Here is an 18,085-nt window from a genome sequence, read left to right as displayed (position 1 = left end):
TATTTTATTTTAAACTATTTTATAACATATATTTTTAATTAAACATTATCGATATTTTTATGTCTCTTAATTTTGCTCAAAAAAATGCTATTGAATTCACTAATGGTCCCTGTTTAATATTAGCAGGGGCTGGTTCTGGAAAAACAAAAGTTATTATCAACAAGATAGTTTACTTGATTAATCATTGTCAATATATACCTAATAATATTGCAGCTGTAACCTTTACTAATAAAGCAGCTTATGAAATGAGAATGCGTCTTTCAGAATATTTAGATATATCAAAAACAAAAAACATGATTATTTCTACTTTTCATTCATTAGGATTGAAAATTATAAAACAAGAAATGAATACACTAAAATTTAGTGCTAATTTCACTCTTTTGGATGAAAAAGATCAAATTAGTTTACTAAAAAAAATATGTAACAAAGAATCTAAAACAGATTTAAGATTATTAAAAAAAATAAATTTTATGATTTCTTATTGGAAAAATAAATTTTTTACTCCTTCACAAGCGCAAACATTAGCGAAATCAGATTTAGATAAATACTTTTCAGATATTTATAAAAAATATAATACTTATCTTTATGAATCAAATATATTAGATTTTGATGATTTAATTTGTATACCTACAATTTTATTAAAAAAAAATCAAGAAATAAAAAATCGATGGCAAAAAAAAATTACTTATTTATTAGTGGACGAATATCAAGATACTAACAATAGTCAATATGAATTCATTAAAACACTTACTAGTGTGGATTCTAATTTTACATTAGTTGGTGATGATGATCAGTCTATTTATTCATGGAGAGGAGCAAATCCTAGAAATCTTTTTTTAATAAAAAAAGATTTTCCTAATTTAAAAATTATAAAATTAGAACATAATTATCGTTCTTCTGGTAGAATATTAAAAGCTGCAAATAGTCTAATTTCTAATAATATGCATTATTTAGAAAAAAAATTATTTTCTCAATTACAATATGGAACTTTTATAAAAATTATTATAGCTAAAAATGAAGAACATGAAGCAGAAAAAATAGCAGAAAAAATTTTACTACAAAATGCTAAAAATATTGCTCAATATAAAGATTATGCCATTTTATACCGAGGTAATTATCAAGCTAAAATTCTAGAAAAAATTTTAATAGAAAAAAATATTCCATATAACATTTCAAAAAATTCATCATTTTTCTCTCGTACTGAAATTAAAGATTTATTATGTTATCTCCGTATCATTATTAATAAAAATGATAACTCTGCATTTATGAGAGTTATAAACGTTCCTTCTCGTCAAATAGGTATAATTACGTTAAAAAAAATAGAGAAATGGGCAAATAAAAAAAATAAAAATTTTTATGAGGCAATTAATAATATTGAATTAAAAAAAATTTTAAACAAAAAAACAATCAATAAATTAAATAATTTTATTCTTTTAATAGAAAAATTAATTAAATCTTCTCTTTTAAAACCATCTAAAATTTTAGATGAAATTATTAATGAAATACAATATGAAAAATGGTTATCTAAAATTTTAAAAGAACCCAAAAAAATTAAAAAAAGCATAAATAATATTCATACTTTATCTACATGGATAAAAAATATGATACAAGGAGATAAGTTTGAAAAACCTATGAATTTATCAAAAATTATTGCTCGTATGACACTTCGTGATATTGTAGATCAATCTATAAAAAAGGATACAAAAAATAATCGAGTACAACTAATGACATTACATGCTTCTAAAGGTTTAGAATTTTCTTCAGTATTCATGATCGGCATGTGTGAAGGAATATTACCGAATCATAAAAGTATTCACAATAACAATATAGAAGAAGAAAGAAGATTAACATATGTAGGAATAACTAGAGCAAAAAAACAATTATTTTTTACTTATTGTTCTAAGCGTGTTCAATATGGTCAAACATTACATATGTCACCTAGTAGGTTTTTATTCGAACTTCCTCCAGAAGATTTAAAATGGGAGAAAAAGTTTTTTCTAGAAAATAATTTCAAAAAAAAATAAAAAATTAAATTTTTTTAAATTTAGTTTTAAAAATTTTTTAGAAATGATATAATATTTTTATAAAAATTTAAAATTTCTTTACTTCTGAGTAAAAATATAAAATGAATAACATAATCGAATTAACTGATCAAAACTTTGAAGAAAAAGTTTTAAAAATAAAAGATTTTATCTTAGTTGATTTTTGGGCTGAATGGTGTAATCCGTGTAAAATTTTAGCACCTATTCTAAATGAAATTTCAGAAGAATATCACAATAAAATTATTATTGGAAAACTAAACATAGAAAAACATCCAAATACTGCTCCAGTATACTCGATTAGAAGTATACCAACATTACTATTATTTTTTAATGGAGAAGTTGTTGCAACTAAAGTAGGAGCAATTTCTAAATTACAGCTTAAAGAATTTTTAGATGAATATGTTAATTAAAAATACTAAAATAATTAATTAAAATATTTAAAATGTATTGTAAATTTTTAATAAATTTTAAAATTATGTAATACTTTCTATTTCGAGATTTACCCCGATTTTACTAAGAACCCACCATTATGAATCTTACCGCACTTAAAAATATGCCAGTTTCTGAATTAATTACTCTTGGTGAAAAAATGGGGTTGGAAAATTTAGCGCGTATGCGTAAACAAGATATTATTTTTGCCATCCTTAAACAACATGCAAAAAGTGGAGAAGATATATTTGGAGACGGTGTTTTAGAAATATTACAAGATGGATTTGGTTTTTTACGTTCTGCTGATAGTTCTTATTTGGCTGGTCCCGATGACATATATGTTTCACCTAGTCAAATACGTAGATTTAATTTACGTACAGGTGATACAATTTCTGGTAAAATCAGACCACCAAAAGAAGGTGAAAGATACTTTGCATTACTCAAAGTTAATGAAGTTAATTATGATAAACCTGAAAATGCAAGAAGTAAAATTTTATTTGAAAATTTAACTCCATTACATGCTAATTCTCGATTAAGAATGGAACGCGGAAACGGTTCAACTGAAGATTTAACAGCGAGAGTATTAGACTTGGCATCTCCTATTGGTAGAGGACAAAGAGGATTGATTGTAGCACCTCCAAAAGCAGGAAAAACAATACTACTCCAAAATATAGCTCAAAGCATTGCTTATAATCATCCAGATTGTGTTTTAATGGTTTTATTAATTGATGAAAGACCAGAAGAAGTTACTGAAATGCAAAGATTAGTTAAAGGTGAAGTTGTAGCTTCTACTTTTGATGAACCTGCATCAAGACATGTACAAGTAGCTGAAATGGTAATTGAAAAAGCAAAAAGATTAGTAGAACATAAAAAAGATGTGATTATTTTATTAGACTCAATTACTCGTTTAGCTCGTGCTTATAATACAGTAGTACCTGCATCAGGAAAGGTTTTAACAGGTGGTGTTGATGCTAATGCTTTACATCGACCTAAACGCTTTTTTGGCGCTGCACGTAATGTAGAAGAAGGAGGAAGTTTAACAATTATTGCAACAGCGTTAGTTGATACAGGTTCAAAAATGGATGAAGTTATTTATGAAGAATTCAAGGGAACAGGAAATATGGAATTACCATTATCTAGAAAAATTGCTGAAAAACGAGTTTTTCCGGCTATTGACTATAATCGTTCTGGAACTCGAAAAGAAGAATTATTAACTTTACCAGATGAACTTCAAAAAATGTGGATTTTAAGAAAAATTATTCATCCTATGAGTGAAATAGATGCAATGGAATTTTTACTTAATAAACTATCTATGACTAAAACTAATGATGAATTTTTTGATATGATGAAACGTTCATAAATATTTTTAGCATTTTACTTATATTTTTTGTAAAAAAAGCTGGACATCAAACATAATTAATCTTAAAATCTAATTGATAATTATATTTACGCGCTCGTAGCTCATTTGGATAGAGCACTATCTTCCGAAGATAGAGGTATCAGGTTCAAATCCTGTCGAGCGCACTGGTTATAAAAAAATAACAATTCATTTTTTTATTATTTGGTGGCTATAGCTCAGTTGGTAGAGCTCTGGATTGTGATTCCAGAGGTCATGGGTTCGAATCCCATTAGCCACCCCATTAACAATATTATAATCAGAAATACCATTTTATTTTTAATCTTATAAAAACGGCGAATAGCGCAGCTTGGTAGCGCAACTGGTTTGGGACCAGTAGGTCAGAGGTTCAAATCCTCTTTCGCCGACCAATAAAAGATCTATGGATTAAATAGTTCTCTCTTAATTATTTTTATTAAACAATCATTATTAGCAAAATTAGATACTATTATATTTTTCCATCCTAACTGTTTCGCAATTTTAAACAATCTAATACTTACTACAAATATTTTACATTTTAATAACCAATGGGTTTTATTAAAAATAAAAATAGTATTTTGCATATGATATAAAACTTCACTACTTGTTACTACAAGAGTATTTATTTTGTATGAATACCATTTTTTAACTTCTTTGTTAATATCTAATTTTTTTAAAATTCTTTTATAACATTCTATAGTAGCAACATTAAAATTATTTTTTATTAAATTTTTTTCTACTAATTTACGTCCATTTTCACCTTGTAATAATGTTATAATATCTGTTTTTAATAATTTTTTATATAATATATTTAACAAACTTTCGCTATTTTCGTGTATAGGAAAAAAAATTTTTTTTTTATATATTTATAAAGAAAAAGTGCAGTACTTTTACCAATAGTAAAATATTTTACAGAATCAGGCCATTTTAAATTATTAGTATTTAAATATAAATTTGTATAATAAACAGATTGTTTAGAAAACAAAACAATTATATTTGATTTATATAATTCATTAATCTTATTTGATAAATTGATTGAACTATTACTAGGAAAAAAATCAAAAAAAGAAAAATTCCAAGAATTTATACCTATTTTTTTCAATTTTTTAACTAATTTTTTTCCTGATACAACAGGCTTAATTACTAATATTTTCATATATAATAAGATTCTTTTAAATAGAGTTCTTCAAGAATTTTTTTTGCTCCGTTTTTTAATAATTCTTCAGCAAGAGAATATCCCATTTTTTCTGTTTTGTTATAGTAATCTATTCTTTCTCCCTTTAATATAATTTTTCCATTAGGTGATCCTACTAATCCTCTTAACCAAATTTTATCATTTTTTATTATAGCATAACTTCCTATTGGAATTTGACATCCCGCATTAAGTTTCCTACAAAATGCTCTTTCTGCATTAATTTCAATAAAAGTATTTATATGATTAAGATGTGATAAAAAAAATAATACTTTTTTATCATGCGCTCTTGATTGAATACCAATTGCACCTTGTCCACATGAGGGAAGAGATAGTTCTGCAGGTATAATTTGAGTAATTCGATGTTGTAAATTTAATCTATTTAATCCTTCTGTAGCAAGAATGATTGCATCATATTTTCCTTGATCTAATTTTGCAATTCTCGTTTCTACATTGCCTCTTAAAGGAGATACAATTAAATCAGGTCTATAAGTAATTAATTGGCATTGCCTTCTTAAACTAGATGTTCCAACTATAGCCCCTTTAGGTAAATTATCAATTGACTTATAGTGATTAGATACTAATGTATCTAAAGGATTTCCTCGTTTGCAAATACTAACTAAACATAATTCTTTGGTGATATTTACCGGTAAATCTTTCATAGAATGAATTGCAATATCAGCTTTATTTTCTAGAAGAGCAATTTCTAATTCTTTTATAAATAATCCCTTTCCGCCGATTTTTGAAAGAGATTTTTTTAAAATATTATCTCCATGAGTAACAATAGGTACCAATTTTATATTTAAATTTGGATATAAAGATAGTATTTTTTTTTGAACATATTTGGTTTGCTGTAAAGCTAAAGGACTTTTTCTAGTAGCAATTCTTAATGTTTTATTTTGCATATTACAATTCATATTAAAATAGGAGCATTTTTTTATTTTTTATTTACACATTATAAAATTTAAATACAAAAAAAACTTTAGCATATTTTTTATATTAAAAAAATTATCTTTCATAAAAAAAAATTTTTTTATTTGATTGCATAAAAAATGCATGTTCAAATATTTCCCAAAAGTTTTTGTTACTACGATTACAAATCCATTCATTTTTATTGTAATTAAAGTGATATCCATTTACTTTAGTTGCTAACCAAATTTGTTTTAATACTTCTTGTTTATTAATTATAATAACACTTTTATTTGAAAAATTAATAGTCATAACATAATCTTGAACTTCATAATCTATATCAATTTCATTCTCATATAAATTTAAAGTATCTTCTATTTTTTGAAACAAATTATTTACTAAAGTAAAAAAATTATTTTTTTCGTTTAAAATTATTTCTTTCATTTTTTTTCTCCTTTATTTTTTTATTATAACAAATTTAAAAAATAAAAATAATTAGATTAATCTGTTTTTATATAATCTTATTTTCAGTATAATTTAAACATCAACTGACTATTTATAAATACAAATGTATACGAAAATACATTTTTTAATAAAATATTAGATAATCTATTAAGGAAAAAATGATTTTATACTATAAAAATAAAAAAAAGATATATTTTTCTAAAATGCATGGTCTAGGAAATGATTTTATGATTATCAATTGCATTAATCAAAATCTTTTTCTATCATCATCTATTATTAAAAAATTATCTAATCGACATACTGGAATTGGTTTTGATCAATTATTATTAGTAGAAAAACCAAATAATTCTATGTTTGATTTTAATTATAGAATTTTTAATTCAAATGGAAATGAAGTTGAACAATGTGGTAACGGTGCGCGATGTTTTGGTCTTTTTCTATTGTTAAAAGGTTTAACAGAAAAAAAAAGAATTTCTGTTAGTACAAAAGCAAAAAAATTAATCATTGAGTTTACATCTAATAATATGATTAAAGTTAATATGAGTGAACCAAGCTTTAAATTAGAAAATTTTACTTTGTTAAAAAATATTTCATATAATAATTTTTCAACAAAACTTATTGAAGAAAATTTAATGTGTAGTTTTGTATCTATTGGTAACCCACATTGTATTATTAAAGTTCAAACTATTGAAAATGCACCTGTAAATATACTCGGTAAACGTATAGAAAAAAACATTATTTTTCCACAAGGAATTAACGTAGGTTTTATGGAAATTATAAATAAAAATAATATTAAATTAAGAGTATACGAACGTGATGTAGGTGAAACCTATTCTTGCGGTAGTGGTGCTTGCGCAGCAGTAGCTGTAGGCATTGTTCAAAATTTACTTTCCCATAATGTTCAAGTAAATTTATTAGGTGGAAACCTAATTGTAACCTGGAAAGGATTTGGGCATCCTCTTTATATGACAGGACCTGCAAAACATGTTTATGATGGACATATATATATATAATATTTTTTCAATAAAAAAGGAGTTATATTTTGATATCATTAAAAGAAAAAAAAGAATTGTTAAAAAATAAAGAATATATAAAAAAAAATACAAAAAAATTTAATCGTGTTATTTTAGCTTTATTTTCAGGTGGTTTTTCTACATTTTCTATTTTATACTGTGTACAATCTATTTTACCAGTATTTTCTAAGGAATTTTATTTAACCCCAGCAGAAAGTAGTTTATCTTTATCTGCAGCAACAGGAATGATGGCTTTAGGAATGTTGTTTACTGGACCATTATCTGACGTATTAGGCAGAAAATTAATTATGTCAACTTCTTTGTTTATAGCTGCAATATTAACAATAATATGTTCATTAATGACTAGCTGGTCAACTATTGTTTTATTTCGTGCTTTGACAGGTTTAGCATTAAGTGGAGTTGTAGCAGTTGCAATGACATATATTAGTGAAGAGATACATCCCAGTTCTTTATCTTTTTGTATGGGTTTATATATAAGTGGAAACACTATAGGTGGATTTTCAGGAAGATTTTTAAGTAGTATTTTATGTGATCAATTTTCATGGAAAATTGCATTTGTAACAATTGGATTGTTTTCTTTAATATCTTCTTGTTTTTTTTTATATTTTTTACCTCAATCTAAAAATTTTTGTTCCATTTCTATTAATTTTTATAGTTTTTTAAATCGTTTTTACTCACAATTAAAAAAACCTGAATTATTTATTCTTTTCTTAATAGGCTTTGTGCTTATGGGTAGTTTTGTTACTATCTTTAATTACATTGGTTATCGTTTAATGTTAGAACCATTTTTTCTTTGTCAATCTAGTATAGGATTATTATCTACGATTTATTTAACTGGAGTATATAGTTCACCTAAAGCTGGTATTTTGATTAAAAAATATTCTCGTAATAATATACTTATAATATCATTGTGTCTAATGTTAACTGGAGTATTTATTACACAGTACAATCAATTGTTTATAATAATTTTAGGATTAATAATTTTTTCTAGTGGTTTTTTTGCATCTCACTCTATTGCTAGTAGTTGGATTAGTTCTTATACAAAAACAGCAAAAGTGCAAGCTACTTCTTTATATTTATTTTTTTACTATCTAGGTTCAAGTGTATTCGGTACATTTGGTGGTTTTTTTTGGTTTCATTTAAAATGGTTTGGCATTTCAATTTTTATAATAATAATGTTATTATTAGCAATTTTTTTATCATATCAACTTAAAAAAAATAAAGCATTATAAAAAATTATGTTTTTTAAAAGTATCATAGATAATATATTTATAAATAAAATTCATATTTTACTTTCCTCAAACATAGTTTCTCACAGATAATAAAATTAGTTTGATTCATCAAAATGGCTTAAATATTATGCTATATTTATTTTCTTATTCTGATTTAAATCATAGTTTATTTCTTTTTTTAGCTTTATTTTTTGTTTTATTATACGAAGCTATTAATGGTTTTCACGATACAGCAAATTCAGTATCAACCTTAATTTATACTCGAGCAATGTCTTCTAATATTGCAGTTATAATGTCTGGTATATTTAATTTTTTAGGTGTTATTTTAGGAGGTTTAACTGTTGCTTACGCAATTGTACATTTATTACCTAATGACTTGTTATTAAATAGTACGTCAAAAAACGCTCTTGCAATGATTTTCTCTATTTTATTAGCTGCTATAATGTGGAATTTATGCACTTGGTATTTTTGTTTACCTGCATCAAGTTCACATTCTCTTATTGGTGCAATTATTGGAATTGGTTTAACTAATGCAATAGTAACAGGTTCATCTTTAATTAATGCACTTAATATTCCTAAAATGCAAAGTATATTTTTATCTCTTATTTTTTCTCCAATTGTAGGATTAATAATAGCAGGAGGTTTAATTTTTTTATTACGGTATTATACAAATAATATCAATAGAAATTTTTATCGAATTCATATGACTCCAATTGAACGAGAAAAGAAAGATGGCAAGAAAAATCCACCATTTTTTATTCGAATAGCACTAATTTTGTCATCTATTGGTGTAAGTTACGCTCATGGTGCAAATGATGGACAAAAAGGGATTGGATTAATAATGCTTGTTCTCATAGGAATTGTTCCTTCTTCTTTTTTAATAAATTTAAATGCTGATAAAAATGAGATAATTTGTACTAAAAATACAATTAATCAATTAGAAAAGTATTTTTTAAAAAACTATAAAAATATATCAAATGAAATTAAAATTCAAAAAGGGATAAATCGTTTAGATAATTATTCTAATATTTACAATGTTATAAAAAATATTAAAAAAACTAAATTTTTGTTACAAGATATTTCTAATTATAACACGTTAGACGTTAAAAAAAGATTACAATTACGTCATTTTTTATTATCTATCTCAGATTTAATTGATCAAAAAATAAATACTTTTAATCTTAATTCCAAAGATAAATCTTTTTTAATAAAAAGTAAAAAAGATATACTTCAAACAATTGAATACGCACCAATGTGGATTATATTAATTGTTGCATTATCTTTATCAATAGGAACAATGATAGGTTGGAAACGTATAGTTATTACTATTGGTGAAAAAATAGGAAAAAAAAGAATGACATATGCACAGGCTATGTCAGCGCAAATTACTGCTTCATTTTCTATTGGTATAGCAAGTTATACAGGAATACCTGTTTCTACTACACATATTTTATCATCTTCTGTAGCAGGAACAATGTTAATAGATGGTGATGGAATTCAAATGAATACCATCAAAAATATTGCTTTAGCATGGTTATTAACCTTGCCTATTTCAATTTTATTGTCTAGTTTTTTATATTGGATAGCATTATCTTTAATATAAGATATCAAATTAAGAATATTAATAATATTTTTTTAAAAAGGAGTACGTTTGAAAAATATGTACTCCTGTTTTTTAAAAAGGACTATATACATCAAAACGATGTTTTTTACCCACAACAGTAAAATTTATTTTATCTGTAGATAAAGGTTCTGCATAAGAAGGACGTTTAACAACAATTCTTTTTTTTGCTAATTTTCTAGAAATTTTTAATAAATTATTAGAATCATAATCTTGTCCTATCAATTTTCTAAAAATTTGCATATTTTTTTTTGGTAAAGACGTTTTTTTACTGATAGGATACATAGGATCTAAATAGATAACATCTGGTTTTAAAACATTCATTTTAAGAATGTTAAAACTATCATTAAAAATTAAATGTAATCTTTTTCTTAACCAAAATCCTATTTTCTGATCTCTATATCCTCTTTGTAAACCATCTTTTAATAATGCGGCAACTATAGGATGACGTTCTATCATTAATACTTTGCAACCTAAAAAAGAGAGTATAAAAGCATCATTTCCTAAACCTGCTGTTGCATCTAAAATAAAAGGATAATAAGTTTTACGAATACCTATAGCTTTAACTAATATGTCACTTTTTTTTCTAATAGAAAAACATCTATAATTATTTTTTTTTGAAGTAAAATCAATTTTTATAGGTTTTTGTTTATAATTTTCACGATTATAAAGTTCTAATGAATCAGAGTTTATTATTAAAGATATAGAGCAATTTTCATCATGTTTTAAATTAAATTGTTTAATTAAGTTCTCTAATCTTTTATTTTGAAATTTGAAAGATAAGTGTATTTTCAATTTTTACCTTCTTAATATGCATAATTAATAATTGACTTTTTTAAAAATATATTTAGAATGTAAATTGATCATTTTTTTACATATTTTACATATAAAAATATATAAAAATAATTTAATACATCAATTTTTTTATATAAATTTATTAAAAGGATAAAAATATTATGTCATCTAATTTTTTTAATATAGATATAATAAGAAAAAAACATTCATTAAATATTTATCAAGATTCTAATAGAAAATTATTAAAACATGTTAAAAATATAAAGAATTTAAATAACATCAAAAAAAAAATTCAACATGAAACTATAGAAAACAAAAAAGAAAATAAGATATATAACATTTTTAAAACTAATATTAGTAATAATTTAAAGGGATCAGATAAAATAGATGAAAAATTTTTAATTTTATCAAAATTATTAAGAAATCAACAAAATAAAAATATATATAAAAAATATAATGCGAAACAATTTTACTCTTTGTCAAATCAAAATAATATTACATATTTATTTCATAATACTTCTGTCAATAATATATTAATGAAAAAAAAATTTTTAATAATTCCTCGCTAAATTTCCTCAATAACAAAATAAAAATTTTTGATAAAAAATTTTTAGATTTCAACATTATAAGAATTACACGTGACATTTTAGATGCACTCAAAAAAAAAGTAGTAAAAACTTATAAAAGTGTAAAAAAACAAACAATAAAACTATTTAATGGAAAAAAAATTAACACAATATTTTTTTCAGATAGAGATTTAGGACCTAGTTCAAATAATGAAAATATGATTTCTTTATCTGAATATGTCGAAGAACTAAAAAAAACTATTGAATCTTCAAAAATTTTTATGAGAGCAATAATTGAGAAAATTAGAAACAAAGGAAAAATAAAAATTGTTAATGAATTGAATAATAATCCAAAACACCCTGAATATCAAAGTTCTTTCCCAGATCTTCTTACTATCACTCCTAAAAATAATCAAAATGATTTTTATAATTCTGTAAGATTAGATGAAAATTTTGATTTAGAAGGTAGAAATAGTATTCTAAAAATTGATAATAATTTTCAAGAAAGAATGGATAAAAGTATACAAAAATCTTATTATGAAGATTTTAATTTAAATAATAATCAATCATGGAAAGTATCAGATCAGTTAGATTCATTAAAAAATATCAGAGATACGATTGAACATTTTCAAAAATGTTATCAAAATTTAAAATTTTCTAATGAACTAGATAAAACATTTATGAATGATTCTTATTCTTCTATTTTTATCATAAATGATAATTTAATCTTTTCTAATGATCGTGAAAAAATGATAAAAGATTTTAAAAAAATAATACCTGATATAGATTCTCAACAATTAATTTCAATATATGCAAATAAAAAATTTTTATCTCAATCTTATCTTCAGTTTATTTCTGAACATCCAGAAATAAATGAATATAAAATAAGAAATTCAAGAAATATTTATAAAATCAATAGTTTAGATAATGGTTCAATAAAGCTAGTTGCGACTCATTTATCTGATTTAGACGTAAAAAATGATAATTATATTAAAAAATATAAAACTTTAGGGATACGAGCAACGATAATTATTTTTCCAAACAATTTACCAATAATTAAATATTCACATTTTGTAAATTAAAAAATAAAAATAATATCAATATTATATACTATAAAATAAACTAATTTTATAATAGGGCATATATATCTAATATGCCCTATTATATTTTAACAAAATTAGAATACATATTATAGTTCATTGATATTATTAAGTTTTTTTAATAATGCAAAATGTACTGCTTTGGGAAGATATGGTTTTGTATCACCTTTATATTTAGCAATCTCTTTAACAAAAGATGAAGATATAAAAGAAACTTCTTTAGAAGAAAGTAAAAATATACTATCTAACTCTGGATAAATCTGTTTATTTATAGCAGCTAATTTTAGCTCATAATCAAAATCAAATATTGTTCGTACTCCTCTAATTAAAATATTAGTTTTTTCTTTTTTTGCTAAATTTGCAAGTAAATCATTAAAACCAAGTATTTTCTTCACATTTTTGAGATGTAATGTAGTAATACGAGTTAACTCTATTCGTTCTTTTAAATTAAAAATAGGTTTTTTTCTTAAATTATTTGAAATTGCAACAATTATATTATCAAATATTTTTGTCGATCGAGTTATAATATCTAGGTGTCCATAAGTAATTGGGTCAAATGTTCCTGGATATATTGCAGTTTTATTCATATTTTTTTTATGTAAGTATTGGTTTTTGATTTATAATACTATTTAGTATACAATTTTTATTTCTTATATTTAAATAATAAATATTTAAGAGAATTGATATGAAAAAAAAAATCTCTGGAAACCTAGTGCTTCAATTAAAAACTTAATCAAAAGATCACAAATTATTTCTGATATTCGTTTATTTTTCCTTCAAAAAAAAATTATGGAAGTAGATACACCTATTCTATCTCGTTCAACTGTTACTGATTTAAATTTAGTTTCTTTTAATACAAACTATTTTTCATTAGATAATTTTGAAAAATTAAAATTATGGTTAATTACTAGTCCAGAATACCATATGAAACGTTTGTTAGCTGCAAAAAGTGGTGCTATATATCAAATTTCTCATTGTTTTAGAAATCAAGAACTAGGTAAATATCACAATCCAGAATTTACTATGTTAGAATGGTATCAACCATTTTATTCAATGAAAAATTTTATGAAGGAAATAGATCAGTTTCTTCAAATCATATTAAATCGGGGCAAATCAGATAAAATTTCTTACCAAGACGTATTTATAAAATTCTTAAATATAGATCCTTTATCTACTAATTTATCGGAATTAAAAAAAATATCTAAAAAATTAAAATTAGATCATTTAACTTATTTTGAAAACAATATACATCAATTAATACAATTGTTGTTTACATTGAGCATAGAACCTAAACTAGGGAAAAAAAGACCTTTGTTCGTTTATCATTTTCCCGCAGAACAGGCATGTCTTGCTTCAATTCATCCAAAAGATTCCCGTATTGCAGAAAGATTTGAATTTTTTTTTAAAGGAATAGAATTAGGGAATGGATTTTATGAACTGACAAATGTTCATGAACAAAAAAAACGTTTTATTGAAGATAATAAAAAACGTATTTCTATGAACATTCCTATACAAGAAATAGATGATTTTTTTCTTGAATCGTTATCTTCTGGTTTACCTCATTGTTCAGGAATTGCGATAGGTTTAGATCGATTAATTATGTTAATTTTAAATGAAAAAAGTATTAGTAAAGTAATGTCTTTTCCATTAGATCGTTGCTAAAAATATATAGTTATTTTTACCAATACTTTTCCATTGTAATATTGCCTTTTTTACGACGTAGATGTTTTATCATATTTCTATTATTTTTTAAAAAATCATAGGTATCTTTAACCATACCAGGATTGCCACATAACATAACATGTGAATTTTTAGGGCTAATTGATAAACCAATTTTTTTTTCTATCATTTTGTTATTTAATAAAAAAGGAATTCTACCAGTTAAAGAATTTTTATTTTCTTCTCTACTAACAATAGTTTGAATTTTCAATTTTCCTTTATATTTTTCATATAGTTTTTTCATTAATGGAAGATAAATTAATTCATGTTGATATCGTACTGCATGCACTAAGACAATATGATTAAACCTATTAATATTTTTACCTTCTTTCAAAATGGAACAATAAGGTCCTATACCAGTACCTGTAGCAAACATCCATAATGTATTACAATCTGGTATTTCATCTATAATAAAGAATCCAAATGAATGTTTTTTAATAAGAATTTTATCACCAGATTGAAGATTATATAACATATTGCTTAGCTTTCCGTTTAGTACACGAACAATATATATTTCTAATTTCTTTTCACTAGGTGAATTAAGATACGAATAAGCTCTTTGTATTTTTTTATTAGTATGATCATATAAAGCTAACTTAGTAAATTGTCCTGCACAAAAAGGTGCTATAGGAGCGTTTAAAATCAGACTAAATAAATAACTACTCCATTTTTTTATTGTTAAAACTTCTGCATTAATCCATGGATTCATATTGTGTTCTCAAAAATTGATCATTATTTTTAACCATTGTACTTATTTTTTAAGTACAATGGTTTTTTATTTAAAAAAAATTAACATTTTTATATTTTTTAAAATTTATTTTTTATCAATTTGTTTTGTATTATTTGGAATATTAATAGAAATTTTTTTAGGTTTTTCTTCTTCTGGAATATTACATTCAAAATCTAGTTTTAATAAACCTAAAGATAGCTCTGCTTTTTTTACTTTAATTTTATGATCTAAGTTAAAACTTAAAGAAAAATTATTAAATATTATACCCTTATGCAACCATTTTACTTTGTTATTTTCTAGTTTATTTTCTTTTTTTCCTTGAATTGAAAGTTGATTATTATGCACAGAAATATCTAACTCTTTTTCTTCATATCCAGGAATACTAAGTATTAATTGATATTCTACTTCATTTATTTGACATATGTTATATGATGGTGTGTCAGATATTGGTTTTTCTCCTGTTAATGTACTAAACATTTTATCAATTTGATTAAATCTATTTGAAAAAATATTATGATCATTAAAGTTTGGAATAAATGAAAGAGAACGATAAGGCATATAAAGCTCCTTTTTTAAAATATTTTTAATTTTAATAGTACTGATTAAATTAAGAAACTTTATCTTTCCATATAAGGCCTTATTTTTTTTTTTCAATAGTAATTTGTAATTATTTTTTAAAAACAGTTTTCTATTAAATTTATATTTATAAAATTATTCTAACTAAAAATTTTTTTGTTAAATAAATATTTAACTAGATAAATATTCTAAAAATTTCTTATAAAATAAAACGACTGAGATCTTCATTAGATATTAATTGATCTAAATGTTGTCCTACATAATTAGAATTAATTTCGATTTTATTACCCTTATTTTCAGCAGCATTAAAAGATATATCTTCCATGAGTTTTTCTAGTATAGTATGTAGTCGACGAGCCCCAATGTTCTCCATAGATTCGTTAACTTTCCAAGCTGCTTCTGCAATATTACGTATGCCTTCTTTTGTAAATTCAATATGAACACCTTCTGTTTCCATAAGTGCTTTATATTGTGAAGTAATTGAAGCAGTAGGTTCAGTTAAAATTTTTTCGAAATCATCAATAGTTAATGCTTGTAATTCAACTTTAATTGGTAGACGTCCTTGTAATTCAGGAATTAAATCAGAGGGAGTAGATGTTTGAAATGCACCAGAAGCAATAAAAAGAATATGATCTGTTTTAACCATTCCATGTTTAGTAGAAACAGTACAACCTTCTACTAATGGAAGTAGATCTCTTTGAACTCCTTCTCGAGAAATGTCTGGACCAGAAGAACCTCCTCTTTTACATATTTTATCAATTTCATCAATAAAAACAATACCATTTTGCTCTACTGCATTGATAGCTTCTTTTTTAATTTCTTCTTGATTAATTAATTTAGCTGCTTCTTCTTCTGTTAGTAATATAATAGCATCTTTGATTTTTAGTCGTCTATTATTTTTTTTATGTCCTCCTAAATTTTGAAATAGAGATTGTAATTGACTGGTCAATTCTTCCATTCCAGGAGGAGCCATTATTTCAACACCCATAGTAGTTGTTAGTACATTTATTTCTATTTCTTTTTCGTCTAATAATCCTTCTCTTAATTTTTTTCGAAATATTTGAATAGTTTTTAAAAGACTTTCATTTTTTTCTTTTTCAGAACAATTATTTTTGGGTGTTGGAACAAGAACGTCTAATATTTTTTCTTCAACTATTTCTTCAACTCGTGCTTTATTTTTTTCGATATTTTTGATTCTAATCATTTTTATTGCTGCATCAGTTAAATCTCTAATAATTGAATCAACTTCTTTTCCTACATATCCTACTTCAGTAAATTTTGTTGCTTCTACTTTAATAAAGGGAGAGTTTGCTAATTTAGCTAAACGTCTAGCGATTTCTGTTTTTCCAACTCCAGTAGGTCCAATCATCAAAATATTTTTAGGAGTGATTTCATGTCGAAGTTCATTATTTAATTGCATACGGCGCCAACGATTTCTTAACGCGATAGATACAGCTCGTTTTGCTTTTTCTTGACCAATAATAAATTTGTCAAGTTCAGAAACAATTTGAGGAGGAGTCATTGAAGACATAAAATAGTCCTTATTTTTCTGAAAATAGTTCTTTTATAGTAAAAGTGTGATTTGTATAAATACAAATATTTGCTGCAATAGTTAATGATTTTTCTACAATTTGATTTGCATCTAAATTAGTATTGTTTATTAATGCACGAGCAGAAGATTGAGCATAAGAACCACCTGATCCTATGGCTATTAAATCATCTTCAGGCTGTATTACATCTCCATTTCCCGTAATAATTAATGAACTATCTTTATCGGCGACTGCTAATAAAGCTTCTAATTTTCTCAACATTCTATCAGATCTCCAATCTTTTGCTAATTCAATTGCAGCACGTTGTAGTTGACCTTGATATAAAGCTAATTTTTTTTCAAACATTTCAAATAAAGTAAAAGCATCTGCAGTTCCTCCTGCAAAGCCAGCAATTACTTTTTCATGGTAAAGAGATCTAATCTTTTTAACATTACTTTTCATAATTGTATTACCTAAAGTTGCTTGTCCATCACCTCCGATTACTACTTTATTTTTTAATCTTACACTTAATATTGTGGTCACAAGAAAAACCTCTTTGACATAACGTTTTTTATTTGTTTTATACGTTCACTTACTGTATAAAATTTTTTATATAAAATATAATTTACTATTTTAAGTAAAATTACTGTTTTTTAGATTATTATCTAAATATTTTTTATAAATAAGATTTTTTTATTATATGAAATATTATTTATTTAATTCAACTCGTTTTTAACGATTAGGTGTTTTTTATAAATTTTTTAATTTTTT

At 24.0% G+C, this 18,085-nt stretch carries 18 protein-coding genes, 3 tRNA genes and 1 pseudogene; 12 read left to right on the top strand and 10 right to left on the bottom strand.

Annotation, left to right across the window (positions count from 1 at the left end; translation table 11 throughout):
• Positions 1-59: 59 nt before the first annotated feature.
• The 6 genes from rep to D9V70_RS03060 all read left to right on the top strand — a co-directional run bounded on the left by rep (position 60) and on the right by D9V70_RS03060 (position 4,238).
• The gene (gene rep, locus D9V70_RS03085) at positions 60-2,024 is read left to right on the top strand and encodes a DNA helicase Rep (RefSeq protein ID WP_158356254.1); all 1,965 of its coding nucleotides are present in this window, start codon (positions 60-62) and stop codon (positions 2,022-2,024) included.
• 101 nt (positions 2,025-2,125) lie between these two features.
• The gene (gene trxA / locus D9V70_RS03080) at positions 2,126-2,452 is read left to right on the top strand and encodes a thioredoxin TrxA (RefSeq protein WP_158356253.1); all 327 of its coding nucleotides are present in this window, start codon (positions 2,126-2,128) and stop codon (positions 2,450-2,452) included.
• Positions 2,453-2,571: 119 nt separating this feature from the next.
• A complete protein-coding gene (gene rho / locus D9V70_RS03075; protein WP_158337677.1) occupies positions 2,572-3,831 on the top strand; it encodes a transcription termination factor Rho in 1,260 nt (419 codons plus the stop codon).
• A gap of 90 nt (positions 3,832-3,921) precedes the next feature.
• Positions 3,922-3,995 (top strand) — tRNA-Arg (locus D9V70_RS03070).
• A 40-nt stretch (positions 3,996-4,035) separates the two neighbouring features.
• Positions 4,036-4,111 (top strand) — tRNA-His (locus D9V70_RS03065).
• Between the two features lie 50 nt (positions 4,112-4,161).
• Positions 4,162-4,238, top strand: a tRNA-Pro gene (locus D9V70_RS03060).
• A 9-nt stretch (positions 4,239-4,247) separates the two neighbouring features.
• Here D9V70_RS03060 and D9V70_RS03055 read toward each other — a convergent pair.
• From D9V70_RS03055 to cyaY, 4 genes are all read right to left on the bottom strand, one after another.
• Positions 4,248-4,664, bottom strand: a complete 417-nt coding sequence (locus tag D9V70_RS03055) for a uroporphyrinogen-III synthase (protein WP_253254808.1) — start codon at positions 4,662-4,664, stop codon at positions 4,248-4,250.
• Entirely contained in the window at positions 4,658-5,002 is a 345-nt protein-coding gene (locus tag D9V70_RS03050; RefSeq protein WP_158356251.1) for a uroporphyrinogen-III synthase, read from the bottom strand. The genes D9V70_RS03055 and D9V70_RS03050 overlap by 7 nt, the downstream gene beginning before the upstream one ends.
• Positions 4,999-5,943 carry a hydroxymethylbilane synthase gene (gene hemC, locus D9V70_RS03045; protein WP_158356250.1) on the bottom strand — a complete coding sequence of 315 codons (945 nt, stop codon included), beginning with the start codon at positions 5,941-5,943 and terminating at the stop codon, positions 4,999-5,001. Before hemC ends, D9V70_RS03050 begins: the two co-directional genes overlap by 4 nt.
• Before the next feature lie 103 nt (positions 5,944-6,046).
• Entirely contained in the window at positions 6,047-6,391 is a 345-nt protein-coding gene (gene cyaY, locus D9V70_RS03040) for an iron donor protein CyaY (protein ID WP_158356249.1), read from the bottom strand.
• Positions 6,392-6,600: 209 nt separating this feature from the next.
• Here cyaY and dapF point away from each other — a divergent pair, with 209 nt between their 5' ends.
• The 3 genes from dapF (at position 6,601) to D9V70_RS03025 (ending at position 10,281) form a co-directional block, all read left to right on the top strand.
• Positions 6,601-7,425, top strand: coding sequence for a diaminopimelate epimerase (gene dapF, locus D9V70_RS03035; RefSeq protein WP_253254834.1), 825 nt, complete (start codon positions 6,601-6,603; stop codon positions 7,423-7,425).
• A gap of 29 nt (positions 7,426-7,454) precedes the next feature.
• Complete coding sequence (locus D9V70_RS03030) at positions 7,455-8,678, top strand: MFS transporter (RefSeq protein WP_158356247.1); 1,224 nt, start codon at positions 7,455-7,457, stop codon at positions 8,676-8,678.
• A gap of 127 nt (positions 8,679-8,805) precedes the next feature.
• Positions 8,806-10,281: an inorganic phosphate transporter gene (locus D9V70_RS03025; RefSeq protein WP_158356246.1), complete on the top strand. Its 1,476-nt coding sequence runs from the start codon at positions 8,806-8,808 to the stop codon at positions 10,279-10,281.
• A 72-nt stretch (positions 10,282-10,353) separates the two neighbouring features.
• On the opposite strand, the gene D9V70_RS03020 is transcribed toward D9V70_RS03025, so the two are convergent.
• The gene (locus D9V70_RS03020) at positions 10,354-11,094 is read right to left on the bottom strand and encodes a class I SAM-dependent methyltransferase (RefSeq protein WP_158356245.1); all 741 of its coding nucleotides are present in this window, start codon (positions 11,092-11,094) and stop codon (positions 10,354-10,356) included.
• A 161-nt stretch (positions 11,095-11,255) separates the two neighbouring features.
• Here D9V70_RS03020 and D9V70_RS03015 point away from each other — a divergent pair, with 161 nt between their 5' ends.
• The gene (locus tag D9V70_RS03015; protein ID WP_158356244.1) at positions 11,256-11,663 is read left to right on the top strand and encodes a hypothetical protein; all 408 of its coding nucleotides are present in this window, start codon (positions 11,256-11,258) and stop codon (positions 11,661-11,663) included.
• A 215-nt stretch (positions 11,664-11,878) separates the two neighbouring features.
• Positions 11,879-12,742 carry a hypothetical protein gene (locus D9V70_RS03185; protein WP_253254807.1) on the top strand — a complete coding sequence of 288 codons (864 nt, stop codon included), beginning with the start codon at positions 11,879-11,881 and terminating at the stop codon, positions 12,740-12,742.
• Between the two features lie 107 nt (positions 12,743-12,849).
• Here the strand turns inward: D9V70_RS03185 and coaD are convergent, their stop codons facing one another.
• Positions 12,850-13,347: a pantetheine-phosphate adenylyltransferase gene (coaD, locus tag D9V70_RS03005; protein ID WP_158356243.1), complete on the bottom strand. Its 498-nt coding sequence runs from the start codon at positions 13,345-13,347 to the stop codon at positions 12,850-12,852.
• A gap of 103 nt (positions 13,348-13,450) precedes the next feature.
• Between coaD and epmA the strand changes: the two are divergent.
• Positions 13,451-14,422 (top strand): annotated as a pseudogene (gene epmA, locus D9V70_RS03000) (elongation factor P--(R)-beta-lysine ligase); the annotation flags it as partial.
• 16 nt (positions 14,423-14,438) lie between these two features.
• Here epmA and D9V70_RS02995 read toward each other — a convergent pair.
• The 4 genes from D9V70_RS02995 to hslV all read right to left on the bottom strand — a co-directional run bounded on the left by D9V70_RS02995 (position 14,439) and on the right by hslV (position 17,857).
• Positions 14,439-15,188, bottom strand: coding sequence for an FAD-binding oxidoreductase (locus D9V70_RS02995; protein ID WP_158356241.1), 750 nt, complete (start codon positions 15,186-15,188; stop codon positions 14,439-14,441).
• Positions 15,189-15,293: 105 nt separating this feature from the next.
• A complete protein-coding gene (locus D9V70_RS02990; protein WP_158356240.1) occupies positions 15,294-15,767 on the bottom strand; it encodes an Hsp20 family protein in 474 nt (157 codons plus the stop codon).
• Between the two features lie 217 nt (positions 15,768-15,984).
• Positions 15,985-17,316, bottom strand: coding sequence for an HslU--HslV peptidase ATPase subunit (gene hslU / locus D9V70_RS02985; protein WP_158356239.1), 1,332 nt, complete (start codon positions 17,314-17,316; stop codon positions 15,985-15,987).
• A 10-nt stretch (positions 17,317-17,326) separates the two neighbouring features.
• On the bottom strand, positions 17,327-17,857 hold the full coding sequence (gene hslV / locus D9V70_RS02980) for an ATP-dependent protease subunit HslV (protein ID WP_158356238.1): 531 nt from the start codon (positions 17,855-17,857) through the stop codon (positions 17,327-17,329).
• Between the last annotated feature and the right edge of the window lie 228 nt (positions 17,858-18,085).

It is taken from the genome of Buchnera aphidicola (Lipaphis pseudobrassicae) (assembly GCF_005081185.1).
Taxonomy (GTDB): Bacteria; Pseudomonadota; Gammaproteobacteria; order Enterobacterales; family Enterobacteriaceae; genus Buchnera; species Buchnera aphidicola_AD.
The sequence above is the reverse complement of the archived record's forward strand: the minus strand, read 5'-3'. Positions and strand labels throughout refer to the sequence as shown.